We start from the raw sequence: 23,756 nt of genomic DNA on the forward strand, positions 1-23,756 counted from the left end.
TGTGGTCCCGCTGCGAGAATGCTATGACTGATACGACTAAATCGACGCCAACCCGACACGAGATCACCCAGCGTGAAAACTGCTACAAGGGTTTTTATCAGTTGGACCGATTGCATCTGCGTCATGAGTTGTTTGCAGGCGGTATGGGCCCGCAAATCACCCGCGAGCTGTTCGTGCGCCACGACGCGGTTTGTGTGCTGCCCTACGACGCCAAGCGCGATGAAGTGGTATTGATCGAGCAGTTTCGTGTGGGGGCGGTGGGCAAGACCGCTAACCCGTGGCTGATTGAAATGGTCGCCGGGCTGATCGACAAGAAAGAGGAGCCCGAAGAAGTTGCTCACCGCGAAGGACAGGAGGAAGCTGGGCTGGTTTTCAAAGCGTTGTGGCCTATTACTCAATACTTTCCGTCGCCGGGTGGCAGCAACGAATTCGTTCATCTGTACTTGGGCAAGTGCGAAAGCGAAGGCGCGGGGGGCTTGCATGGTTTGGTCGAAGAAGCCGAGGATATCCGGGTGTCCGTCTGGTCTTTCGAGGATGCATTCCAGGCCGTGAAAGACGGCCGCATCGTCAATGCAGCAACTATTATTGCCATCCAGTGGCTGGCGTTGAACCGCACTGAAATCAGGGGGCTATGGTCGTGAATGTAATGCGCGAGCGCTATCGTGTTGACCTCGCCGGGCTGCAGGCAGCCTGTGAGGCCAACTATGCGCGCTTGATGCGATTGCTTCCGGACATGCGCAACGCGCAACGGTCAAGGCGCGTTGCAGTGACGCAAGGCGATCAAATGCTTGGCGTGCTGGCCGTCGAGGTCATTCTCGATTGCCCGTACACCACCACTCTGCAAGTGCGTCAGGAGCACAGCCTGCCTTGGCTCCCGGTGCCCCGGCTCGAAGTGCAGGTTTACCACGACGCGCGCATGGCCGAAGTGATCGGCGCCGAACACGCGCGACGCTTTCAAGGCATCTACCCGTACCCGAATGCTGAAATGCATCAGCCCGACGAAAAGGCCCAACTCAACCTGTTTCTGGGTGAGTGGCTGAGTCATTGCCTGGCGTGCGGGCATGAATTTGAAGCGGTGCGTTAACGGTCATTTTTGCTGAGCCCTCCTTTCTCCCCCTTAAATGCGAACCACGACGCGTTGTCCGTTTGCCGTCCACTCGCTCTCGCACCATAATCCGGCCATATCTGCTCAAGGAGATGGCCGTTGCCAAGCGCATCCTCGCAATCCTCGTCCGTAATGGTGGTCCAGTTGACCGACAGCCATCTGTTTGCTGAGACAGATGGCCAGTTGATGGGCATGAAGACACTCGACAGCCTAAATGCCGTCGTAAAACTTGTGCTTGAAGAGCAGCCGCACGTGGATCTTGTCATCGCCAGCGGCGATCTCTCGCAGGACGGGTCTGTCGAGTCTTATCAGGCGTTTCGTGATGCGACCGAGCGCCTCGTTGCGCCCACGCGCTGGCTGCCTGGCAATCACGACGAGTTGGCGCCGATGGCGTATGCCGCACAGCACAGTGACTTTCTCGAACCCGTTGTGGATGTCGGCAACTGGCGCATCACGCTGCTGGACTCTGCGGTCCCTGGTTCCGTGCCCGGTTATCTCGAAGACAAACAATTGCAGTTGCTCGCGCAGGCACTGAGTGAGGCGCCGGACCGGCATCATCTGGTGTGCCTGCATCACCATCCGGTATCAATCGGCTGTGGCTGGATGGAACCCATCGGCCTGAAAAACCCCGATGCGCTGTTTGCCGTGCTTGACCGGTTCCCGCAGGTCAGGGCAGTGCTTTGGGGTCATGTGCATCAGGCGTTCGATCAGACGCGCGAGAGTGTGCGTTTGATGGCTTCTCCCTCGACCTGCATTCAGTTCGCCCCCGCAAGCGCCGACTTCAAGCTCGACACCCAGGCTCCGGGCTACCGATGGCTGCGGCTGCACAAGGATGGACAGCTTGAAACCGGCGTGTCGCGGATTGCCGAGGATACTTTCAGCGTAGACCTTAGCGGCGGCGGGTATTGACGGCGTTATCCAGCGCATTATCGCGTCGGGGTCTGTTGGAGCGCGGCTAAAAATGAGCTACAGCAGGCGCGTCCCTGTAAACTGCGTGGCTTTGCCCGCGTGAGCGCTTTTTCAGAGGCGCGCGAGGCGACAAATGAAGGTGACTGGAGGCGTGAGCGTGAACCAAGACCATCCGACGCTGCTTTATATACATGGGCTGAACAGCTCCGCCCTGTCGAAGAAAGCCACGCAGTTGACTGAGATGATGCAGCACCTTGGTTTGAGCGAGCAGCTACGCGTGCCTGAGCTGCATCACCATCCGCGGGAAGCCATCGCTCAACTGGATGCTGCGATCAGCGAGCTGGGGCGGCCATTACTGGTCGGCAGCTCGCTCGGCGGCTACTATGCAACTCATTTGGCCGAGCGCCACGGGCTCAAGGCAGTGCTGATAAACCCGGCAGTCAATCCGCACCAACTGTTCGACGGTTTTGTCGGTACTCAACAAAACCTTTATACCGGTGAACTTTGGGAGCTGACGCACGATCATGTTGCGGCGCTGGCTGAACTCGAAGTGCCGGCCCCGCAAGACCCTCAGCGGATTCAGGTGTGGTTGCAGACCGGCGACGAGACGCTCGATTACCGCCGTGCCCAAGCCTTCTATCGAGCCTGCGCCTTGAGCATCGAAGCAGGCGGCGATCACGGTTTTCAGGGTTTTGCAGAACGGTTGCCCGCGTTACTGTCGTTGGCCGGCTTTGCCTCCCACCTGTTGAATGTTGACCCGTAGGTCTGCCAGACACTGCGCGCTGCAACGTTGATACCCCGAATTTTAATGAACGACTGATGACGAGACCCTATGGCCAATCCCAGCGCTAGCTCTTATAACGCAGACGCCATCGAAGTCCTCTCGGGACTCGACCCGGTCCGCAAACGGCCGGGCATGTACACCGACACCTCGCGGCCGAACCACCTTGCCCAGGAAGTCATCGACAACAGCGTCGATGAAGCCCTGGCGGGCCACGCCAAATCCGTGCAGGTCATTTTGCACGCTGACAACTCGCTGGAAGTCGCCGACGACGGGCGCGGCATGCCGGTGGACATTCACCCGGAAGAGGGCGTGTCCGGGGTCGAATTGATCCTCACCAAGCTGCACGCGGGCGGTAAGTTTTCCAACAAGAACTACCAGTTTTCCGGCGGCCTGCATGGCGTGGGTATCTCTGTGGTCAACGCGCTGTCGACTCAGGTACGGGTGCGGGTCAAGCGTGATGGCAATGAATACGAAATGACCTTCGCCGATGGCTACAAAGCCACCGAATTGGCAGTGGTGGGCGCGGTTGGCAAGCGTAATACCGGCACCAGCGTCTACTTTGCGCCGGACCCCAAATACTTCGACACCCCCAAATTTTCCGTCAGCCGCCTCAAGCATGTGCTAAAGGCCAAGGCAGTGTTGTGCCCCGGTCTGTTGGTCAGTTTTGAAGACAAAGCCAGCGGCGAGAAGGTCGAGTGGCATTACGAAGATGGCCTGCGCTCTTATCTTCAGGATTCGGTCAGCGATTTTCTGCGGTTGCCGGATGAGCCTTTTTGCGGCGTGTTCGCAGGCAATAAAGAAGCAATCGACTGGGCGCTGTTGTGGTTGCCGGAAGGTGGCGACAGCGTGCAGGAAAGCTACGTCAACCTGATCCCGACGGCTCAGGGCGGCACCCACGTCAATGGCTTGCGCCAAGGGCTGCTCGACGCGATGCGCGACTTTTGCGAATACCGCAATCTGCTGCCGCGTGGAGTCAAGCTGGCGCCGGAAGACGTTTGGGAGCGGATCGCGTTCGTGCTGTCGATGAAAATGCAGGAGCCGCAATTCTCGGGGCAGACCAAAGAGCGTCTGTCGTCACGTGAAGCTGCTGCGTTTGTGTCCGGTGTGGTCAAGGATGCGTTCAGCCTGTGGCTCAATGTGAACTCCGAGCTGGGCATGCAGTTGGCAGAGCTGGCGATCAACAACGCCGGACGTCGCCTCAAGGCCAGCAAAAAGGTCGAGCGCAAACGCATCACTCAGGGGCCAGCGTTGCCCGGCAAGCTGGCCGACTGCGCCGGTCAGGATCCGATGCGCTCCGAGCTGTTTCTGGTTGAAGGTGATTCCGCCGGTGGCTCAGCCAAACAAGCGCGTGACAAGGAGTTCCAGGCCATCCTGCCGTTGCGCGGCAAGATCCTGAACACTTGGGAAGTGGACGGCGGCGAAGTGCTCGCCAGCCAGGAAGTCCACAACATCGCGGTTGCCATCGGCGTCGATCCGGGCTCTGCGGACATCGCGCAGTTGCGCTACGGCAAAATCTGCATCCTCGCCGATGCCGACTCGGACGGCCTGCACATCGCAACGTTGCTGTGTGCTCTGTTCGTTCAGCATTTCCGCCCGTTGGTGGATGCTGGGCACGTGTATGTCGCCATGCCGCCTCTGTTCCGCATCGACCTGGGCAAGGACATTTACTACGCCCTGGACGAGGCCGAGCGCGATGGCATTCTCGACCGTCTGGTGGCCGAGAAGAAACGCGGCAAACCGCAGGTCACCCGATTCAAAGGCCTGGGCGAGATGAACCCGCCCCAATTGCGCGAAACCACGATGGACCCGAACACCCGTCGACTGGTCCAGCTCACGCTGGATGACTTCGCCGCAACGTCGGAAATGATGGACATGCTGCTGGCGAAGAAACGCGCCGGTGATCGCAAAAGCTGGCTCGAATCCAAAGGCGATCTGGCTGAGGTGCTGACTTGATGCGCGGCTGGCTAGCGGCGCTGTTGATGATTGCAGCGCCGGTGTTTGCGGCTCCCTTGCCCGAGTTGAAGTTGCTGTCAGAGCATCCGGTGGATGACATGATCGGCGGCAACCTTTCAGGGCTGGCGTCCTGTAATGGTGTGCTGTGGACGGTTTCCGATCGCGATGACGCCATTTTGTACAGCCTCGACACTAAGCAAACGGTCTGGAAAGCCCGGCAGACGCTGCTTGATATCCCGCCTGTTCCGGACAGCGGTCTCCCCTTGACGCTGCGTTCAATGGCCAAGGCGTCTGCGCTCATTCGCGGTGGCAACCTGGACTTCGAAGGGGTCACGTGTGATGCCGCCGGCAATCGGTATCTGGTCAGCGAAGCCTATGCCTCTGTGCTGAAGGTGCCGGTCAACGGTGCGCCCGTCTGGCTCGACCTGCCCAAAAAGCTGGTCCAGGAAGCGCAAGCAGCCGGCATGCTGGCGCATTTCAATGCCATTTTCGAAGGCATCGCCATCAATGCTGCAGGTGATCAGCTGTGGTTGGCCGCCGAGCGTGATAACCGCGGGATTCTGATCGCTCACCTGAACAAGGGCGTGTGGCAATGCACGGGCAGTTGCATCCTGCGCGTCGAGTCGGGCGAAGACGTGCTTCCGAAAGAAGTCGGCGGCCAGCCGTTGCCCAAGGACTTCGCCGATATCTCGCTTTTCAGGGGCAAGCTGTATGCCTTGGAGCGCGCCGCGTACCGCGTCTGCCGGCGCACCCTGGAAACCGGGCAGATTGAGGCCTGTTGGTCGTTTGCAAAAGAGGCGCTGCGCCCCAACCGTCTTTATGACCAGAAGTTTGGCCTGACCGAGGCACTGGTGGTGGATGAGAAGGGCGCCTGGATTGGCGTTGACAACAATTTTGGCGCCCGCGCCGATGGCGAAAAACGCCCGATTGTCTGGCGCTTCGCAGCCCCTGAAGGTGGCTGGAGCGGCAAGCCGTGACGCAGGCGCCTGCCGGCAAACGCGCCGGTCGCGTGATGTTGATACTGGCGTGGGCGGCGGCGCTGTTTCTGGCCACGCGTTTTTTTGGCGACTGGGAGCAGCGCCAGGAAAACCCGAACATGACCGTCACCTCGCAATACGGTGACGGTTATATCGAAGTGCAATTGATGAGCAATCGACAGGGCCATTTCGTGATGACCGGGAAAGTGAACGGTCAGCCGGTGTCGTTTTTGCTCGACACCGGCGCGACCGATGTGGCGATCCCTGAAGCCGTGGCGCAAAAGCTCGGCTTGACGCGTGGAGCGCCCGTGACCTTGAGTACCGCCAATGGGCGCAGCGAGGGTTTCCGGACCACGCTGGACCGCCTGCAAATTGGCGAAATCGTCCTGACCAATGTGCGCGCCCTGGTGGCGCCAGGTCTGGGCGGGGAACAGGCGCTGCTGGGCATGAGCGCCATGAAGCAACTCGAATTCACCCAGCGCGGCGGCACCATGCTGCTGCGTCAGACGACGAAATAATGAGGCCCGCATGAGCGACTCCCTTGACCTCAGCCTGGATGGCGTAGAACGCCGATCACTGGCTGACTTCACCGAACAGGCCTACCTCAAATATTCCATGTACGTGATCATGGACCGGGCCTTGCCGCATATCGGTGACGGCCTGAAGCCTGTGCAGCGACGCATTATCTATGCCATGAGCGAGCTGGGCCTGGACGCAGATTCCAAACACAAGAAGTCCGCGCGTACGGTCGGTGACGTTCTCGGTAAGTTTCACCCGCACGGCGATTCCGCCTGCTACGAAGCCATGGTGCTGATGGCGCAGCCGTTCAGCTATCGCTACACGCTGGTCGACGGGCAAGGCAACTGGGGTGCGCCGGACGATCCCAAGTCATTCGCAGCCATGCGTTACACCGAAGCCCGCTTGTCGCGCTACTCCGAAGTGCTGCTCAGCGAGCTGGGCCAGGGCACCGCCGATTGGGTGCCTAACTTCGACGGTACGCTGGACGAGCCATCGGTATTGCCAGCACGTTTGCCGAACATCCTGCTCAACGGCACCACGGGCATTGCAGTCGGCATGGCGACGGATGTGCCACCGCATAACCTGCGTGAAGTGGCGTCTGCCTGCGTGCGTTTGCTCGATGAGCCCAAGGCAACCATTCAAGAGCTGTGCGAGCAAATTCAGGGTCCGGACTACCCGACCGAAGCCGAGATCATTACCCCCCGCGCCGATCTGCTGAAAATGTACGAAACCGGCAAGGGCTCGGTGCGCATGCGCGCGGTGTATCACATCGAAGATGGCGACATCATCGTCACGTCGTTGCCGCATCAGGTGTCCGGCGCCAAGGTGCTGGAGCAGATCGCAGGGCTGATGCAGGCAAAACCTTCCAAGGCGCCGCAGGTTGCTGACCTCAGAGATGAGTCAGATCACGAAAACCCATGCCGCATCGTCATCATTCCCGTTAACAGTCGGGTGGATCACGACGCCTTGATGCAGCACTTGTTCGCCAGTACCGATCTGGAGTCCAGCTACCGCGTCAACATCAACATCATCGGGCTGGACGGCAAGCCGCAGTTGAAGAACCTGCGCGGATTGCTGGTGGAGTGGCTGGAGTTCCGTGTGCGCACCGTGCGCCGGCGCTTGCAATTCCGCCTCGATAAGGTTGATCGTCGTCTGCACCTGTTGGACGGCTTGCTGATCGCTTATCTCAACCTGGATGAAGTGATTCACATCATCCGTACCGAGGAGCACCCGCGAGCCAAGTTGATAGAACGCTTTGAATTGAGTGAAATCCAGGCCGACTACATCCTCGACACGCGTTTGCGTCAGCTGGCGCGCCTCGAAGAAATGAAGCTGCGCAACGAGCAGGATGAGCTGAACAAGGAGCGCACCAAGCTGTTGGCCCTGCTGGGCAGCGAGGCCAAGCTCAAGAAACTGGTACGCACCGAGCTGATCAAAGACGCCGAAACCTATGGCGATGATCGTCGTTCGCCGATTGTCGAGCGTGCCGAAGCCAGGGCCATGACTGAGCATGACCTGCTGCCAAACGAGAAAGTGACCGTTGTGCTGTCGGAAAAAGGCTGGGTGCGCTCTGCCAAAGGCCACGATATCGACGCGACGGGGCTTTCCTACAAGGCGGGGGACGGTTTCCAGACTGCTGCAATGGGTCGTTCCAACCAATACGCTGTGTTCATTGACTCCACCGGGCGCAGTTATTCCCTCGCCGCGCACACCTTGCCTTCAGCGCGGGGGCAGGGCGAGCCGCTCAGTGGCAAGCTTCAGCCGCCACCGGGCGCCACGTTTGAATGTGTGTTGCTGCCAGAGGATGACGCGCTCTATGTCATTGCTTCCGATGCAGGATACGGTTTTGTGGTGAAGGGCGAAGACCTGCAGGCCAAGAACAAGGCAGGCAAGGCACTGCTGAGCCTTCCGGCGGGTGCGAAAGTCATTCCTCCGCGCCCGGTCGCCGACCGCGAGCAAAACTGGGTGGCCGCTGTTACGACGGAAGGTCGTTTGCTGGTGTTCAAGATCAGCGACTTGCCTCAGTTGGGCAAAGGTAAAGGCAACAAGATCATCGGTATTCCGGGCGAGCGCGTGGCGAGTCGTGAGGAATATGTGACTGACTTGGCGGTTGTCGCCGATGGCGCCACCTTGGTGCTACAGGCCGGCAAGCGGACGCTCTCGCTCAAGCCAGATGATCTGGAGCACTACAAAGGTGAGCGCGGACGGCGGGGTAACAAGCTGCCACGTGGCTTCCAGCGGGTCGATTCGCTGTTGGTGGAAAGCGCTACTTAGCCAGTGGTTTTGAGTGGTGGGTCTTCGTTTTGCCACGAAGATCGACTCATAATCGCTGGAGTCATCGCGTATATTCACGGATGATATGACGTCTTGAGGTGCAGGCGTGGCTCAGTGCCTTCATGTTTTCTTGAGTCTTTAACATCGTGGTGTGCCTTGTGGCCGCCACTTGGATGGAATGATGAATTTTCTACGCGTTCCTGTTGTGTTGCTGTTGACCGGCGTTTTTGGTTTGGCCGGGTGTAGCGTGCATCAACCTACTTCGCTTTATCAGCTTGACAGTGGCGAACCCGGGCAGCCTAAACAAAGTGCCGGCGTTGCCGTGTTGCTGGGTCCGGTTTCCGTCGCTGATTATCTGCAGCGTGAAACATTACTGCAGCGCCAGCCCGACGGCAGCCTGACGGCTTCCACCGACGGTCGCTGGGCGGGCAGCCTGTCTTCCGACATCGATCAACTTTTACTGCGCCAACTGGCCTGGAAGCTCGACAGCCAGCGAGTCGTCATGGCGCCAGCGGCTGCTAATTTTGCCCCGGATGTTCAAGTGGTGTTGTCCATCACGCGGCTGGACTCAGGCAAGGATCAGCCGGCAATCCTCGATGCGCAATGGCGCTTGCTGGACCGTCGAGGCACAGTGCGTGACACCAGGATGATCCATCTGGAAGAGCGCCACGCCGGCAGCTCTGCTGCTCAAGTGAAGGCGCAAGGCATACTGTTACAGCGTTTGGCCGATCAGTTGAGTGTTGCTGTGAAGCCAGTTGCGAATCAACCACTGGTGGCTGAGCAGCCGAAGAAGGCCGCCAACCCGGCCAAGACGAGGACTGATCAGGACAAGCCGAGAATCCCGATGGCCTCACCGATCCGTACCGATCTTGAAGTGTTCCGCTTCTGATATTGACGCCCACAAAAAAGCCCGCAGCGATGCGGGCTTTTTTGTGGGTCACTTCTTTACTAGACCTTCCGCGCCTCGTGCATGCGCGCCAGTTGACGCTCCAGCATGGAAGGGTAGGGCTCCAGCAAGCGCTCCACACAACTTGCGCCTTCCGGGCTGGCGATCGGGCGAATTCGTGCGCGCTGGCGGATAGTCGGGTCTTCGCTGATTTTACGTTCGACCAGCAGCAGATTCCGGCTGTGTTGTGACAGCGCCAGTGCGTCCTGAGCCGTTTCGGTCAGCAACAGATCAATCTGCGTCATGCCGTGCAGGCCTTCGCCGAGGGTCAGGCCCAGCTGCAGTTGCAAGGTGATGCCGCTGTCCGCCACTTCAATTTGCAGAGCGTGGCTCAATGCCCGCAACAGCTCGCCACAGCAAATGGCGTTTGTCAGGTAGTCATCGCCGCTGTCCTGAGTGCTGAACAACATCAGCGAACTGCCGTCGTTCAGGGTGTGCAGCTCGCTGTCGTAGAGCGCGGAAGCCTGATCGATGCAGTCGCGGTAACGCTCCAGCAACTCTGTCAGGCGAGCACGCGGCAAACGTCTCAATTGCTCTTGAGAGCCCAACTGCACCGCCAGCACTGCACTGTACTGGGGCTCTGACGGCGCGACCGGCAATGTCGGGCGGGCAATCGGCTTGGGCAGCGAGTCGTCATGCAGATCGGAAAACGGATCGTCTTCCTCATCCTCGTCCGCTACCACTTGCCGAGGCGAGGCAATCACGCGTTGTTTTGGTTTGGGCGCATCGTCGAAATCCGGGTCGCGCAGATCGCTGTCATCAAACGAGGTTTGCGCGTCGTCGGCATCGTCGGCGTATTCCGGCTCAGGTTCGGGCACAGGCTCAGGTGCAGGCGGCGCGTACGAAGTCTTGAGCTGGCGCGCCAGATCGCCGATCTCATCCTGACGATCAGTGGCCGGCGTGTAGGGGTCGATGTAGCGCAGCCACATCCGCAATTGCAACAGCGGCGTAGAGATTTGGCGCCCCAGCCTCAGGCTGAGTGCCAGAGCAAGCGCCAGCAGGATACCGCTGAGAATGGCCATGCTCTGCAGGCTGATGGTCATCGGCTGCTGGAATTGAGTCATGTCCAGGCTGATGCGCAAATGCCCGGCGACCACATCCTGAAAGGTGATCTTGATCTCGTAGAGACCTTGCGCTTCCCCCAGCAGTCCGTTTTTAGGCCGCTGGCCCGCTTCTGCGAGAATTCGGTTGTCGACGCTGTAGATGGCCGCGTGGGCCACCAACGGGTTTTTTACCAGATTGCCCAGCAGTACGTTGAGGCTGAGGATGTCATTGGACACCAGCAGCTCGGTTGCCGAGGTCGCGGTCTGAGTGGTCAGGGCCTGCCCCAGTGCGTCAGCCTGTTCGTGCATGGCCTGCTTGAACTGCAAGCCCATGACGCAGGCGTAGATCACCAGCGCCAGCGCGACGAGGATCACGTTGTGGCTGGCGATACGCAAAGCTATCGGTACGCGACGATGCCGCAATGCCCGGAAGATTAGCAGGAAGAAGTTATCGGTTTTAACGGGCGTGGGCCGGTTCACAGAGCACGGCTCTCTTGGAGAAGTTGCCGCGCAGTATAGCGAGCGACCCAGGTGCGGCAAAGCGCTCGCTGTGCCCGGTGGTCACTGAAAGTGAGTAGAATGCGGTTTTTTCCCACCGTGGGGGTGCGCCTTGCGCGAAATCGTCCTGATTAACATCACAGGTCTTGACCGTCCGGGTCTTACTGCGGCCATTACCGGTGTCCTCGCCCAGGGTGGCGTGAACATTCTGGACGTTGGTCAGGCGGTGATCCACGACACCTTGTCGTTCGGCATCCTGGTTGAAATTCCGGGCACCGAACAAGGCTCCTCGGTACTCAAAGACATTCTGTTCACGGCCTACAAGCTCGACCAGCAAGTGCGCTTCACGGCGGTCTCCGAAGAGGACTATCAGCACTGGGTAGACGGCCAGGGCAAGTCTCGTCACATCGTCACGCTGCTCACACGCAAAGTCACTGCCGAACAACTCCAGCGCGTCAGCGCCATCACCGCTAAATACGGCCTCAATATCGATCATATCGACCGCCTGTCCGGACGTATGCCGCTGGACACACCCGCTGACAAGGGCAAGGGCTGTGTCGAGTTTTCGGTGCGCGGCGAGCCCGCTGATCCTAAAGCGATGCAAGCCGAGTTTTTACGTGTGGCTCAGGAGCTGAACGTCGACATCGCGTTCCAGCAGGACTCGCTGTTCCGACGCAACCGTCGTCTGGCGGTATTCGATATGGACTCGACGCTGATCGAGGCCGAAGTGATCGACGAACTGGCCAAGGCCCACGGCGTAGGCGAGCAGGTCTCTGAGATCACCGAGTGCGCAATGCGTGGCGAGCTGGACTTCAAAGCCAGCTTCAAGGAGCGCATGGCGTTGCTCAAAGGGCTGGACGTGAGCGTGCTGGATGAAATCGGTGCTTCGCTGCGACTGACCGAAGGCGCAGAAACGCTGTTTGCCGAGCTCAAACGCCTTGGTTACAAGACGGCAATTCTGTCGGGTGGTTTCACCTACTTCGCCAGGCAGCTTCAGGCGAAGCTGGGCATCGACTACGTGTTCGCCAATGAACTGGAAGTCGTCGACGGCAAGTGCACCGGTAACGCAATCGAGCCGATTGTCGATGCGCAGCGCAAGGCAGACCTGTTGCGTGAGCTGGCGCTCAAAGAGGGTTTGAGCCTTGAGCAGACAATTGCCGTCGGCGATGGCGCGAACGACCTGCCGATGCTGGCGATTGCGGGTTTGGGTGTCGCATTCCGAGCCAAACCTTTGGTGAAGCAGTCCGCCAGGCAGGCGATTTCAACCTTGGGCCTGGACGGTATTTTGTACCTGCTCGGCTTCCGCGATCGCGATGGGCGCGGTTGATTCGATACGTTTCAGAGTTGGTCGTGTTGGTGAGACGGCGGTTCGGCGGCCCTGAAGGTCTTGCCGGCACAGGCTACTGAGGCGCTCGATCCTAAGCGCTACAGCACACCCCACAACGAATCAAATTCCTGTTCCGGTTCTGGACCGTTGCCCGGGGTGTCGACTTTTTTCGGACCTTCCTGAATCTGGTATTCGAACTGGTTGTAGCTGCCCGTTGTAGAGCGACGATTGCTCAGCCCGGCACGACGTTCCTGGCCACTGGTATTGATCATCACCTTGCTGCCTTCTTCAAAAGGCAGGCGCGGCGCCATGACGGTCGGAGGTACGTCGATGGCGCGAACCTCCGGCAGCAACAGTGCCCGCAGATACTGGCTGTTTTGCTCGGCGCGCAATAACTGCATTCCGCAGGCCTGCGCGAAAGGAGCGATCAGCTCAATCCCCATCTGGGTTCCGCCACCGCGTACCTGACGCACCCAGCGCACGGCGGCGATGCTCCAGCCTTGACCATGATCGTGAATGCCGACCATCTCGCCCGCCTGCAGTTGGTCCGGGACTTCCTTTGGCCATGCCAGGCAATAACCGCCCGGGCTGTGATTCACGATGTTAAGGCTGTAAGTCGGAAAGCTCTGCTGATTATCAAAAGCTGAGCTATTGCCGTCGTCCGGTTGCTGATACTGGATTTCCTCAAACGGCAACATCGTGTTGGCTGTACCACTGCGGTCAACATCCCTCGTCTGTCCCCAAACGTTGGATTTATCGGCGCTCAGTGGTTGCAGCGAGAAATTGGCCGGCTTGCTGACGATTGGCAGTTGCAGCACATCGTTGAAGCTTTTCTGACCGCTGATGAAGTAGTGCAGCGCGCTCATACCAACGCACAACGTCAGCGTGCCTTGCCCCGGCGTGCGCTGAAAAGCGCGCTCGGAAACGTCGCCCCACGCCGCCGCCAGATGGTGCAGCAGGTCCAGCGAAAAGCCTGCCGGCACCGCCAGATAAGACTGCGAACGTTGATCCGCAGGGGTGTCGAGGTAGCGCTGAATGGCCGCTGACAGGGCCATTGGATTGATCCCCAGCAGGTTGGGTAGCTGCTCCGGTGTGAACAGGGATTTATAGCGGGGGGGGGCGTCCACCGTCGGCGCCAGCGCAAAAAGGCTGGAATCTTCGGCAGGCGATTGCAGCTTGACCAGCGAACTCCAGGCGTCGAGCACCTCGGCCAGGCGACCGATATTGTGCTGACGCATCTGGTTGCAGCGTGAGCTGCCCATCAGCAATGCGATGACGTAGGTCTGCTCCACCGACAACGTACGGGTTTGGATGGCCAGGCTGTCGTTTACAGCGACGCTTTGCAGATTGTTTTGCCGGGCAATCTGGTAGATCTGGTGAAGCTCAAGCCACAACCCCTCCTGAACCGGGCAGTAAAGCTGGTTGGCGCGTATCAGCGGCCCGTTCAGGCAATGCAATGCCCGCTGCAAGGCGGTGGTCAGCAAGGTGGTGCGGTCTTTGGTGAGCTTGGGGGCCACACGCGCAATGATTTGCTTGTAGCCGATCGCTAGGTGGTTTTGCAGCGCCTGACAGAGATTGGCGACTTTGCGCGGACGCTCTTCGAGCACCACCGACTGGTTGAGAAAGTGCCGTTCAAGGTGCTTGCACACGAAATACACTTCGGGGCGCAGCAGCTCCAGCAGTTGCAGGCGGTTTTCGCTTGGAGTGAGGAGTTGATTCAGCTCGCCTAACCCTTGATAGAGCTGACGTGCCATTTCGCCGAGGTTGGCTTTGGGCAGGCTCGAGATCCAGCGTTTCAGGTCTTTTGGGGTCGCGTCACAGAATGACAGGCTCGACTGAGTGGGCACTGGGGCACGCAACAACAGAGGGAGACTTAGATTGCTCATGTGACAGGCTGACTCCAACAACTACTGACCCGAACGACTGTTTGAAACCGATTGTGGAAATAGCAGCTGGCTACATCAAACGACCCAGTCTACGACAATCGAAAGCGAAGTTTCCTACAGCGCCGATTCACGACTTTAGCAGCATCGGTTGGCAGTAGCAGCCCCATATCAAAGTGCTATTTCATTCAGGACGACACTTCATCCCTTTGACACCGTTGCCGGGCGCCGTGTCGGGCGGCGACCGTCAACAAAATGCTTCTGTACGAGCGGAGGCAAGAATCAGGCCTGAACAGGCAACGCCAACGTTTGACCCATTTGCGTCGGTGAGCCGGCTGCGAGTTGCTCTGCCCACTTCACCTGACCTGGCCCGAACAGCACGATGGCGGTGGAGCCGAGCTTGAAACGGCCCAGTTCTGCACCTTTTTCCAGATGAATCGGCGCCCGAGCGGCCTCGTCATAACGGGTAGTTTTCAGCTCGCGCTTGGGCGGCGTCACCAGTCCGGCCCAGACCGTTTCGATGGACGCCACGATCATTGCGCCGACGAGCACCACGGCCATTGGACCGCGTTCAGTATCGAACAGGCACACGACACGTTCGTTGCGGGCGAACAACTCAGGTACGTTTTCGGCAGTGGTCTGGTTGACCGAGAAAATGCGCCCCGGCACGTAGACCATTTCGCGCAGCGTACCGGCCAGCGGCATGTGCACGCGGTGGTAGTCCTTCGGTGACAGGTAAATAGTGGCGAACTCACCGCCCATGAAAGGGGCCGACAAACGCGCGTCGCCGCCCAGCAGTTCCAGAGCGCTGAAGCTGTGGCCTTTGGCCTGGAAGATTCTGCCGTGCTCAATGGCGCCCAGTTGGCTGACGGCTCCGTCAGCAGGGCAAAGAATGGCACCAGGCGTTTCGTCCAGTGGACGTGCGCCCGGTTTCAGTGCCCGGGTGAAAAACGCATTGAAGTGCTCGTAAGCCGTGACGTCTTCCACCAGCGCTTGAGAAATATCGACTTGATAGCGGCGAGCGAACCATTGGGTAAAAGCGTTTTTGAACCACCGCACCCGGCATTCGGCGACGCAGCCAGCGAGGCGAGACAGCAGGTGATGAGGGAGCACGTATTGAAAAAAGATAAACAGACGCTGTTTCATCAGGGTTCCTAAAGCATGTTCTTGAGAGGTGGCCGTGATCCGGTTAGTGAATCGCGGCGGTATTCTGGCTGACGTTCAGCGTTCGACCGGTGTGTCCGGGTGATTGCCCCATTCGCCCCACGATCCCGCATAGCCTTTCACGCGCGGGTAACCCAGTGCTTTGGCCACCAGGTAGGTAAAGCCGGAGCGGTGATGCGTCTGGCAATGGGTGATGATTTCTTTGTCGGGCGTGATGCCCAGGCGCTCGAGGATTTGCGGCATGTCCTTGCGGATGCGCAGGCTGCGCGCCGTGTCCATGCCAGCTGTCCATTCGAAGTTGACGGCGCCGGGGATGTGCCCGCCTTTGGCTGCGACCACTTTCTCCCCGGAGTACTCGGTGGGCGCTCGCGCGTCCCAGATAGCCAGATCGTCAGCGCCAAGGCGACTTTGCAGGTATTCACGTGTTGCTGTGGGTTCGTCGTGCAGCGTGAGCTGGACCGGTCCGCCGACAGCATCCGGCACCTCGGTGGAGAGCGCCAGGTTCTCGGCTTCCCAGGCAATCAATCCGCCGTCGAGATAGTGGTACTGGTGATGCCCGATGACATCCAGCAACCAGATGAAGCGTCCCGCCCAGCCACCGCCTTCGTCGTCGTAGACCACGTACGCCGCGTTCGGGTTATGGCCCAGTTCGCCGAAAAGCGCTTGCAGTTGTGACAGTGACGGCAGCAGGCCTGGGGCGGGCGGCTGGCCCAGTTGCGTGAACTTGGGGTCGACAAAGCGTGCGCCCGGGATGTGGCCGGCGCTGTAACGAGCGCTGCTGGTCAGGTCAACGAGAATCAGCTCTGGAGCGTCGAGGCGAGCCTGGAGTTCGGCAGGCTCAATCACCAGTGGCAGGCTTGAAAAGGCAGACATGCAAGGTCTCCAGATCGTCAAAAAGAGGCGAATTGTAGCTCACGCTTCACTCGTTGCGATGGCTAAACGTCGTGAGCGCCTTTTCGATGCATTGAGCGGTTTTGCCAAAGGCCTGCACCGTGATTTCCGAGAGAGGTCCGCCGCCCTGATCGGCCATCAACAGCATCAACACTCGGCCACTGTTGCCAATGGAGCGAATCAACAGGTTATCGCCGCTGAAAGGGCTGCGCAGGCTGGCAGGCAGCAAGGCAGAGAACTGTGCGTTGTTGGTCGGGGTAAGGCGCAGTTGAGTGGGCTGTGCCAGCAAGCGCTGGAGCACGGCGCTGTCCTTTATTGGCACGACCAGCCCGGAGACGGCTTTGTCCAGCCCCGCCATTTGATGAACGCGCAGGACCTCTGTCTTGCGGTCGATCATCAGCAGCATGACCCGCTTGAGACCGCAGGCCAGCAGGGCGTCACGGGCAAATGAGGTCAAGTGCACCGCGTTGCTGAACGGAGTCGGTTCTTGCAGCAGTTGCGCGCACTGCTTGCGCCAGTCCTGCAGCGCCTCCGTGGACGGAGGTGGCGCTGCCAGCAGGCTTTTGTGCGTGCGCCGTGTGCCCCACGGCCACAACAATGCCTGTGCGGGGTGCCAGATATCCGGCCGTGCGTGCAGGCGGGCACTGCTGGCGGCGTTTTGATGGACTTGCTGCTGAACGGCCGCCAGTGGCTGCTGCAAATACAGGCTGGTAAGCAATTGCCAGCGCAGGTTATGCGGGCTGTCCCAGGCATGTTGCGCCGCCAGTGAAAGGCCGGTGGCTAGCAGGATGGTGTTGGCGGGCTGATTCAGCCAGCGTTGCAGCGGCAGATCGGCATCCAGTTGTTGCTGTTGTTTGAGCGGATCATCGTTCTCGTGGGCGATGTGCAGCACCTTCGCCAGATTGCGCTGCTCGCTGATCATCAACCGGTAACCCCGGGTCACCCAGATCGGCAAATGCCAGTGCTCGGCTATGGCTTTACACAGGTGAACAAGGCGGACGCCAAACAGCGCTTTTTCAGTTTTTTTGGCGCACTCACCCTTGTGAATGACCCGCAATTCCCAGTCTTCCAGAAGCGTGGGATGCGCCAGGGCCATGGGCCACAGGGGCGACAGAAACAGCAGACTGCCCAGATGAATGTCTTGCCACAGTCGGGCCAACTGATTGGCGAAAAGCCCGGTGGCTTGCTGCGTTGCGTGCTGACTGATCATCTGCAATTGCCGGAGCGCCAGCGGGATATCTTGTGGCTCTTTGGCCGGCAAGCGGGCGAGGAGGGTTTCGGTGCGCGCCAGCCCAAGGCGATTGAGCGCGACTTCGAGGCTCTCGGCGGGCTCCGTAATCCCGCCGTTGTGCAGGTTGGCTTCACGCAGAACGCTCAGGACCAGTGCAGGGCTTTCATGCATCAAATCAGCGATGTCACGCATCGAGCGGCGGCTGTCATTGAGCGCGGCGCGCACTTTGGCGTGCGCCGCAGCCGGGACGGGAAGCACGAGGCTGTCCAGCTGCTTGATCCATCCGTCGAGTGTTTTGGGGACATGAAGCTGTGGCGAGGTTTCTGGTTGCATTCACGTATCCCGTACGGCTGGGTGGTTTTGAATGAAATTGAATGCTGGCATCATGCTGGCCCTTTCGGTGAGGCCCGCGCTAGGTCTGCCACGCCGTTTTTTCGTCCTGAATGCCTACAGTCTGGCGCAGTTGTGCCGATATGTAGAACAAGAGTTTTGATGCTCTTGCGCACATGACCTTGAACCCGACTCAGCAAGAATTCATTACCTATGGCAAAAATTATCGGCATCATCGTCGTTTTCGCGAGTGTACTCGGCGGATACGTCCTGTCCCACGGCCAGATTGCCGCGTTGATTCAGCCCTATGAGGTGTTGATCATCGGCGGCGCCGCACTGGGCGCATTTTTGCAGGCCAACCCTGGCTACATGACCATGCTGGTCATCAAAAAGTCGCTGAAGATGTTCGGTACTCGCTTTACTCATGCGTTCTATCTGGAAGTGCTTGGCCTCATCTACGAGATCCTCAACAAGAGCCGCCGCGAAGGCATGATGGCAATCGAGGGCGACATAGAAGAGCCCGAGAACAGCCCGATTTTTACGAAATATCCCGGCATCCTGAAAGACACCCGCATGATCGCGTTCGTCTGCGACTACCTGCGCATCATGTCCTCCGGCAACATGGCGCCGCACGAGCTCGAAGGCTTGTTCGACATGGAACTGCTTAGCATGAAGGAAGAACTCGAACATCCTTCGCACGCTGTAACCGGCGTTGCTGACGCCATGCCCGGCTTCGGCATCGTGGCTGCGGTACTCGGTATCGTGGTGACCATGGCTTCGCTGGGTTCTGGCGACAAGGCAGCCATTGGCATGCACGTTGGCGCGGCGCTGGTGGGGACCTTCTTCGGTATTCTCGCGGCCTACGGCTTCTTTGGCCCATTGGCGACTTCTCTGGCCCATGACGCCAAAGAGGAGATGAACGTGTTCGAGGCCATCAAGGCGTCGTTGGTTGCGTCGGCGTCCGGCGTGCCGCCGTCACTGGCTGTCGAGTTTGGCCGCAAAGTGCTGTACCCCGCACACCGCCCCAGCTTCAGTGAGCTGGAACAAGCTGTCCGCGGTCGTTGATCCATGGAAAATAATCAGCCGATCATAATCAAGCGCGTCAAGCGCTACGGCGGCGGGCACCACGGCGGCGCCTGGAAAATCGCTTTCGCTGACTTTGCGACGGCGATGATGGCGTTCTTCCTGGTGCTGTGGCTGATGTCGTCCGCTACCCCTGAGCAATTGATCGCAATCGCCGGTTACTTCAAAGACCCGGTTGGTTTTTCCGACAGCGGGTCGCCCTACGTGATCGACCTGGGCGGATCGCCCGAGATGTCCCCGGACCAGACCCTTAACCCCGAAGTGCAATCGGTGCCTGCGCCTGATCGCGTGCCTATTGATTCCGATAAGCAAAACGCAGCGTCCGAGCAAGCTGAACAGGTTGAGCAGGAACGTCTGGAATTGTTGCTGCAAGAGTTGCAGAACAAGGTCAACGAGAACCCTCAGTTGCAGAAGTTCAAGGACCAGATCCTGTTCGAAATCACGCAGGACGGCCTGCGGATTCAGATCATGGACGCCGATAACCGGCCGATGTTCGACATTGGCAGCGCGCGCCTCAAGCCGTATTTCGAGGACATTCTGCTAGCCATGGCTGACACCATCAAGGCGGTGCCCAACAAAATCAGCGTCAGCGGTCATACCGATGCAACGCCGTTCGTGGGCAACAATGGAATTGGTAACTGGGAGTTGTCGGCTGGCCGTGCCAATGCCGCGCGCCGCGCGCTGGTGGCCGGCAGTTATCCGGAGTCGCAGGTGGCGCGTGTGGTCGGTTACGCCTCGTCAGCGTTGTATGACAAGGAACACCCCGAGAGCCCTATCAATCGACGTATCGACATTGTGGTCATGACCAAAAAGGCCCAGCAGAAAATCGAAGGCTCGCAGAACGTTGGCGAGGCGCCGCAAACGCCGGATGCGCCTGGAGCCCCTGCGCCATCGCCTGTACCTGGCGCTACAGCGCCGGCCAATCAGCCGGGGGCGTCGATTTCCACACCTGCAGTTGATCCACAGGCTTACGCCCAACCCCACGAGATTCGGCAGAAGCTGAACATCTTCGATCAGGGCCAGTTGAAGATCGACGAAACCAATAACTGATACTTGGGTTGCATACACAAAAACGCCGCGATGATCGCGGCGTTTTTTTGATTAGATGGTCGCGTCTGAGGCGATATCCAGCGAAAGCCACTACCTCTGCGGGTGACTTTATTCTGGTTTAAACCCAGGCTTGCCGTTGGCGGTTCGCCATTCTTTCACTTCTCGCACTATTCCCTGCGGGCTGTCTTCACGGTCATCTCTAGGGTAGAAAATGAGATCAGAACCCTCTGGGTGTTCAGTCAGTCTCTCAAACTCCAAGACATTCCGGACGTCTTCTTCCTCTGAAGCCCCTCCGCCGTCACAGATTGCGCTAACAAGCTCAAGGAATTCTTTCTCGGTATATTCGGAGATTAGTTTACTGGTCATAATCTTTACCTTGTTTGTGGATACTGATATGAAGCTTCGAGGTTACGATTCGAAGATTGCCGATATCATATAGCTGGCCGCCAGCGGCTAAATGTATGCGGTGATGGATTTCGAGCTTGACCCTACCTCCCACTCTATCTGCTCTTCGAGAATAAGGAGCTTTGCCTTTTAACAGATGCCCCATATTCTGCTTTGTAAATTGCTTCGCCATCTGGGGGTCATTCCCCACGGCCCTCCAAAGCGCTTCTCTAAAATGTCTGAAGTTTCTGAATTCTTGTCCTCTCAATTGATCGGCTATATGTGAGGGGATCGCAACCCCCTCTCCAGTCGACGCTCCGCTCAACCATCTCTCTCCAGCCTGCTCTCCGTTACCTGTTACGGTCCCTGGTTCCTCCCTCCGATCTTTAAACATTACATAGATCGGGGAGAGTCCCGAATCTATGGGGAAGACAATGATCAAGTCGTTGAAGGTTGTATCTGCCACTTGGGGATATGTCTCAATTCTCCCTTCAGCCGGGGTTATGCTTGGGCCAAGGATTATCGATGGCGCTGGCTCCTCAGTTGGAAGGGTAGTCGAACTGTTCTCGGGCGTTTCGGCTGGCGTCCAGATTAGAGTCCTAGGCGGGCTATCTGCGGTTGTGAGGCTGTAAGTGTTGGTCTCTTGGTGATACGTAGCTGCGACGACCTTCACTAATGTTGGCAAGCTTGACGCGGTCGCATGAATCACAATGAGCTCTGAATTGCCTTCCTCGTGGGGTTTCGAGCTGATTCGAAATGGCAATTCAACAGCGCCCCCGTCGGCTGCAACAGTGTGTAGGTCCTGCCTTTCCTCAGGAGCCATTTCTGACAAGGGAAGGCTGAAAAAGTAATCTTCCGGGAGTTCACCATCAGCGAGCCTGGGCGAGTATATCAATGCCGAAACACCCACAAAAAGTCCGGCAGCCACACTTGAAACTGTTGTGGTCAGAGTTGCTATCGCCGCCCGGATGGCTGCCTGCAAGGTGAGGGCGGCGGTTTCAACGAGCGCGATAGCACCCGAAGCTGTTACCAGCGAGGGCTGAGTAACGCCGATGGATCCTCTGATGTGATAAATGTTGGCCACTGCACTTGCGTCAGCCTCCAGCCCATTGCTCTCATGAGATGGTTTTTGCTCTTCGCTTGCGGCCCGCTCTTGTTCAACTGCTAGGCGCTGTGCTTCCGCTTTAGCCTGTGCAGCCAGCTGCGCTTGCTCTTCGGCGTGCCGTCGTGCTTCCGCTTCAGCCTGTGCAGCCAGCCGCGCTTGTTCTTCGGTGCGCCGCCGTGCTTCTGCCTGTGCGGCTAGGTGCGCTTGCTCTTCGGCGTGCCGCCGTGCTTCCGCTTTAGCCTGTGCAGCCAGCTGCGCTTTTTCTTCGGCATGCCTCCGTGCCTCCGCTTCTGCTATAGCTTGTTGCGCTCGGGCCACCTCTATTTCGGCGTCTAGAGAGGCAGCTTGTTCATTGAGGATTCTGATCGTCGCTGTGAGAAGCGTGACTCCGTGAGCAGCGCTGTAAGATTCAATCCAAGCTTTAAATACCTCATCAGGGCTTTTCGAGCGTATGCGTGGAAAAAATGCATTTACGAAGTCGACAGGGTTTCGATTTAGAGGACTGCTTCCATAGAATACGTTGGCAATCTCATTGCTTCGGTGAAGCTCGTCACTTTTCGAGTTGATCAGCATGTCAATTGCTGCTCTCTTTCGCGTCAGCTTCTCGATCACGGGAAGTGCGGCGCTGCCTACAACTAAATTGATTTCGTCTTCGGTTGCTGCAAAGAGCTGCTGCAGAGTAGTCATTGTCAATGGCATTTGCAGTTGTGCGTGTAAGTACATAGATTGCAACGCTTGCATTAGGTTGTCGGATATTTATTTTCTTGCCGAGCTCTGCCATTGAGGATAAGCCGGAAAATCGTTCACTCCATGGCAGTGGCTGGGCTATATGGCCTGGTAATGTAATTGGAGGCGGAGGTGGTGGTGGAGAGGGCGTGATGATGAGTGGTGGTAATTCAATTTGATTGGGCATGGTGAAGCTCCTTGTTTTTTTGTCTTCCATTCATCAGTTGAAAGATAAGGCTTAATTGCGTAGTTCGCGAAACTGATGTGTGGTGCATCTCCACGTTGCATAGGTTGAATGTGTTCGGCAAGTGCATTTTTTATAAAGGGATAATAGATAGGTGTGCGAGCTTAGTCGCCTGGCGCTCTGAGGCGGGTGTTTAAAGGTTATTTACAGAGCAATAAAAAACGCCGCGATGATCGCGGCGTTTTTGTTTGAGCTTTTCAAGCGCTGTCGCGCTTTGTCCATCGAGGGGGCAGCTCGCTCACGAAGACAAAGGCCCGTCAGTAGCTGCTTTCCGGCAGACTTGCGATGATCGAGCGATAGCTGTTCATTCGCTGCTGCTGCACGCGGCCGTCGTCCAGAGCCTTGAGCAATGCGCATCCTGGCTCGCGATCATGCTTGCAGTCACGGAAGCGGCAGGTGCCGATCAGGTCGTTGAACTCGATGAAACCCGCTTCCACGTCGGCGCGACTGACATGGCCAAGGCCAAATTCACGAATGCCGGGGGAGTCGATCAAGTCACCGCCGTTGGGGAAGTGGAACAGGCGAGCGGTGGTTGTGGTGTGCGTGCCTTGGCCGGACAACTCCGACAACGGCCCGACGCGTGTGCCGACTTCCGGCAACAGGCTGTTGACCAGCGACGATTTACCCACGCCCGATTGACCAACGAACACGCTGATGTGCCCATCCAGTTGCGCTTGCAGTTGTTGCATGCCGTCGCCGTGGTGCGCCGACACTTCCAGTACCGGATAACCCAGCGTGCGATAAACCGCGAGCAGTGCATTCAGCGCGGGGGCGTTTTGTTCGTCGATCAGGTCGAACTTGTTCAGCAGCAGCAGCGGATGAATGCCTGCGTGCTCGGCTGCGACCAGATAGCGGTCGATCAGGTTGGCGTGAGGCTCGGGCATTGGCGCGAATACGATCACGATCAGGTCGACGTTGGACGCGACAGGTTTGAGCTGACCGCGGCTGTCAGGCCGGCACAGCTCGGTGTTGCGCGGCAACTGCGCGACGATCACACCAATGCCCTGGTTGCCGGCTCGCCAGACCACACGATCACCGGTGACCAGCGCAGGCAGGTTGGCGCGCAAATGGCAGCGGAAAACCTGACCGCTCAGATCGCCTTCCTGGGCCTCGACTTCCACTTGCACACCAAAGTGCGCAATGACCAGCCCCGTTTGCTCGGGGCCAAGGTCGCCGCCTTCCAGCGATTCGATTGTCAGCGATTCACGTTTGGCGGCGCGGGCGGCACGCTCGCCTTGAATCTTTTCGATGCGCCAGTTTTGACGACGATTGAGTTGGCGTTTGGCCATGGGTGTTCAGTGATCCGTTTTTATGTCGCGAAATGCAGCTG

The 23,756-nt window shown here is 58.5% G+C and carries 21 protein-coding genes; 13 read left to right on the forward strand and 8 right to left on the reverse strand.

What is annotated here, in order from left to right:
* Positions 1-23 precede the first annotated feature (23 nt).
* From OYW20_RS03140 to OYW20_RS03180, 9 genes are all read left to right on the forward strand, one after another.
* Positions 24-641, forward strand: a complete 618-nt coding sequence (locus OYW20_RS03140) for an NUDIX domain-containing protein (protein ID WP_268799284.1) — start codon at positions 24-26, stop codon at positions 639-641.
* Complete coding sequence (locus OYW20_RS03145) at positions 632-1,084, forward strand: DUF1249 domain-containing protein (protein WP_268799285.1); 453 nt, start codon at positions 632-634, stop codon at positions 1,082-1,084. Before OYW20_RS03140 ends, OYW20_RS03145 begins: the two co-directional genes overlap by 10 nt.
* 120 nt (positions 1,085-1,204) lie before the next feature.
* Complete coding sequence (gene cpdA / locus OYW20_RS03150) at positions 1,205-2,014, forward strand: 3',5'-cyclic-AMP phosphodiesterase (protein WP_268799286.1); 810 nt, start codon at positions 1,205-1,207, stop codon at positions 2,012-2,014.
* Positions 2,015-2,171: 157 nt separating this feature from the next.
* Positions 2,172-2,777 carry a YqiA/YcfP family alpha/beta fold hydrolase gene (locus tag OYW20_RS03155; RefSeq protein ID WP_268799287.1) on the forward strand — a complete coding sequence of 202 codons (606 nt, stop codon included), beginning with the start codon at positions 2,172-2,174 and terminating at the stop codon, positions 2,775-2,777.
* Between the two features lie 69 nt (positions 2,778-2,846).
* On the forward strand, positions 2,847-4,751 hold the full coding sequence (gene parE, locus OYW20_RS03160) for a DNA topoisomerase IV subunit B (protein ID WP_268799288.1): 1,905 nt from the start codon (positions 2,847-2,849) through the stop codon (positions 4,749-4,751).
* On the forward strand, positions 4,751-5,728 hold the full coding sequence (locus tag OYW20_RS03165) for an esterase-like activity of phytase family protein (RefSeq protein ID WP_268799289.1): 978 nt from the start codon (positions 4,751-4,753) through the stop codon (positions 5,726-5,728). Before parE ends, OYW20_RS03165 begins: the two co-directional genes overlap by 1 nt.
* A gap of 35 nt (positions 5,729-5,763) precedes the next feature.
* Positions 5,764-6,246, forward strand: a complete 483-nt coding sequence (locus OYW20_RS03170; protein WP_268801027.1) for a retropepsin-like aspartic protease family protein — start codon at positions 5,764-5,766, stop codon at positions 6,244-6,246.
* 10 nt (positions 6,247-6,256) lie between these two features.
* The gene (parC, locus tag OYW20_RS03175) at positions 6,257-8,521 is read left to right on the forward strand and encodes a DNA topoisomerase IV subunit A (RefSeq protein ID WP_268799290.1); all 2,265 of its coding nucleotides are present in this window, start codon (positions 6,257-6,259) and stop codon (positions 8,519-8,521) included.
* 181 nt (positions 8,522-8,702) lie between these two features.
* A complete protein-coding gene (locus tag OYW20_RS03180; protein WP_268799291.1) occupies positions 8,703-9,410 on the forward strand; it encodes a PqiC family protein in 708 nt (235 codons plus the stop codon).
* Positions 9,411-9,469: 59 nt separating this feature from the next.
* On the opposite strand, the gene OYW20_RS03185 is transcribed toward OYW20_RS03180, so the two are convergent.
* Positions 9,470-10,990 carry a histidine kinase gene (locus OYW20_RS03185; RefSeq protein ID WP_268799293.1) on the reverse strand — a complete coding sequence of 507 codons (1,521 nt, stop codon included), beginning with the start codon at positions 10,988-10,990 and terminating at the stop codon, positions 9,470-9,472.
* Between the two features lie 130 nt (positions 10,991-11,120).
* Here OYW20_RS03185 and serB point away from each other — a divergent pair, with 130 nt between their 5' ends.
* Complete coding sequence (gene serB, locus OYW20_RS03190; protein WP_268799294.1) at positions 11,121-12,335, forward strand: phosphoserine phosphatase SerB; 1,215 nt, start codon at positions 11,121-11,123, stop codon at positions 12,333-12,335.
* A gap of 98 nt (positions 12,336-12,433) precedes the next feature.
* On the opposite strand, the gene OYW20_RS03195 is transcribed toward serB, so the two are convergent.
* The 4 genes from OYW20_RS03195 to OYW20_RS03210 all read right to left on the reverse strand — a co-directional run bounded on the left by OYW20_RS03195 (position 12,434) and on the right by OYW20_RS03210 (position 17,837).
* The gene (locus tag OYW20_RS03195) at positions 12,434-14,221 is read right to left on the reverse strand and encodes a molecular chaperone (RefSeq protein WP_268799295.1); all 1,788 of its coding nucleotides are present in this window, start codon (positions 14,219-14,221) and stop codon (positions 12,434-12,436) included.
* A 279-nt stretch (positions 14,222-14,500) separates the two neighbouring features.
* Positions 14,501-15,364 (reverse strand): archaetidylserine decarboxylase, encoded by an 864-nt coding sequence (gene asd / locus OYW20_RS03200; RefSeq protein ID WP_268799296.1) that lies wholly within the window; start codon positions 15,362-15,364, stop codon positions 14,501-14,503.
* Positions 15,365-15,439: 75 nt separating this feature from the next.
* Entirely contained in the window at positions 15,440-16,255 is an 816-nt protein-coding gene (gene rhdA, locus OYW20_RS03205) for a thiosulfate sulfurtransferase (protein ID WP_268799297.1), read from the reverse strand.
* 46 nt (positions 16,256-16,301) lie between these two features.
* Positions 16,302-17,837, reverse strand: a complete 1,536-nt coding sequence (locus OYW20_RS03210) for an HDOD domain-containing protein (protein WP_268799298.1) — start codon at positions 17,835-17,837, stop codon at positions 16,302-16,304.
* Between the two features lie 31 nt (positions 17,838-17,868).
* On the opposite strand from OYW20_RS03210, the gene OYW20_RS03215 reads away from it, so the two are divergent.
* From OYW20_RS03215 to motB, 3 genes are read left to right on the forward strand one after another with little or no spacing between them, the layout of a single operon-like run.
* Positions 17,869-17,997, forward strand: a complete 129-nt coding sequence (locus OYW20_RS03215; RefSeq protein WP_268799299.1) for a hypothetical protein — start codon at positions 17,869-17,871, stop codon at positions 17,995-17,997.
* A 50-nt stretch (positions 17,998-18,047) separates the two neighbouring features.
* Positions 18,048-18,899: a flagellar motor stator protein MotA gene (motA, locus tag OYW20_RS03220; protein ID WP_268799300.1), complete on the forward strand. Its 852-nt coding sequence runs from the start codon at positions 18,048-18,050 to the stop codon at positions 18,897-18,899.
* A gap of 3 nt (positions 18,900-18,902) precedes the next feature.
* Positions 18,903-19,967, forward strand: coding sequence for a flagellar motor protein MotB (motB, locus tag OYW20_RS03225; protein ID WP_268799301.1), 1,065 nt, complete (start codon positions 18,903-18,905; stop codon positions 19,965-19,967).
* Positions 19,968-20,075: 108 nt separating this feature from the next.
* Here motB and OYW20_RS03230 read toward each other — a convergent pair whose 3' ends face one another.
* The 3 genes from OYW20_RS03230 to rsgA form a co-directional block, all read right to left on the reverse strand.
* Positions 20,076-20,333 (reverse strand): bacteriocin immunity protein, encoded by a 258-nt coding sequence (locus tag OYW20_RS03230; RefSeq protein ID WP_268799302.1) that lies wholly within the window; start codon positions 20,331-20,333, stop codon positions 20,076-20,078.
* Entirely contained in the window at positions 20,323-22,143 is a 1,821-nt protein-coding gene (locus OYW20_RS03235; protein WP_268799303.1) for an S-type pyocin domain-containing protein, read from the reverse strand. The genes OYW20_RS03230 and OYW20_RS03235 overlap by 11 nt, the downstream gene beginning before the upstream one ends.
* A gap of 540 nt (positions 22,144-22,683) precedes the next feature.
* Positions 22,684-23,715 carry a small ribosomal subunit biogenesis GTPase RsgA gene (gene rsgA / locus OYW20_RS03240; protein WP_268799304.1) on the reverse strand — a complete coding sequence of 344 codons (1,032 nt, stop codon included), beginning with the start codon at positions 23,713-23,715 and terminating at the stop codon, positions 22,684-22,686.
* Positions 23,716-23,756: the final 41 nt, after the last annotated feature.

Source organism: Pseudomonas sp. BSw22131, from assembly GCF_026810445.1.
Classification (GTDB): domain Bacteria; phylum Pseudomonadota; class Gammaproteobacteria; order Pseudomonadales; family Pseudomonadaceae; genus Aquipseudomonas; species Aquipseudomonas huanghezhanensis.

Coding starts and splice junctions, on each gene's coding strand:
- OYW20_RS03140 (WP_268799284.1), top strand. CDS start 24: ATGACTGATACGACTAAATCGACGCCAACCCGACACGAGATCACCCAG.
- OYW20_RS03145 (WP_268799285.1), top strand. CDS start 632: ATGGTCGTGAATGTAATGCGCGAGCGCTATCGTGTTGACCTCGCCGGG.
- parE (WP_268799288.1), top strand. CDS start 2,847: ATGGCCAATCCCAGCGCTAGCTCTTATAACGCAGACGCCATCGAAGTC.
- OYW20_RS03165 (WP_268799289.1), top strand. CDS start 4,751: ATGCGCGGCTGGCTAGCGGCGCTGTTGATGATTGCAGCGCCGGTGTTT.
- OYW20_RS03170 (WP_268801027.1), top strand. CDS start 5,764: ATGTTGATACTGGCGTGGGCGGCGGCGCTGTTTCTGGCCACGCGTTTT.
- parC (WP_268799290.1), top strand. CDS start 6,257: ATGAGCGACTCCCTTGACCTCAGCCTGGATGGCGTAGAACGCCGATCA.
- OYW20_RS03180 (WP_268799291.1), top strand. CDS start 8,703: ATGAATTTTCTACGCGTTCCTGTTGTGTTGCTGTTGACCGGCGTTTTT.
- OYW20_RS03195 (WP_268799295.1), bottom strand. CDS start 14,221: ATGAGCAATCTAAGTCTCCCTCTGTTGTTGCGTGCCCCAGTGCCCACT.
- asd (WP_268799296.1), bottom strand. CDS start 15,364: ATGAAACAGCGTCTGTTTATCTTTTTTCAATACGTGCTCCCTCATCAC.
- rhdA (WP_268799297.1), bottom strand. CDS start 16,255: ATGTCTGCCTTTTCAAGCCTGCCACTGGTGATTGAGCCTGCCGAACTC.
- OYW20_RS03210 (WP_268799298.1), bottom strand. CDS start 17,837: ATGCAACCAGAAACCTCGCCACAGCTTCATGTCCCCAAAACACTCGAC.
- OYW20_RS03215 (WP_268799299.1), top strand. CDS start 17,869: ATGAAATTGAATGCTGGCATCATGCTGGCCCTTTCGGTGAGGCCCGCG.
- motA (WP_268799300.1), top strand. CDS start 18,048: ATGGCAAAAATTATCGGCATCATCGTCGTTTTCGCGAGTGTACTCGGC.
- motB (WP_268799301.1), top strand. CDS start 18,903: ATGGAAAATAATCAGCCGATCATAATCAAGCGCGTCAAGCGCTACGGC.
- OYW20_RS03230 (WP_268799302.1), bottom strand. CDS start 20,333: ATGACCAGTAAACTAATCTCCGAATATACCGAGAAAGAATTCCTTGAG.
- OYW20_RS03235 (WP_268799303.1), bottom strand. CDS start 22,143: ATGACTACTCTGCAGCAGCTCTTTGCAGCAACCGAAGACGAAATCAAT.
- rsgA (WP_268799304.1), bottom strand. CDS start 23,715: ATGGCCAAACGCCAACTCAATCGTCGTCAAAACTGGCGCATCGAAAAG.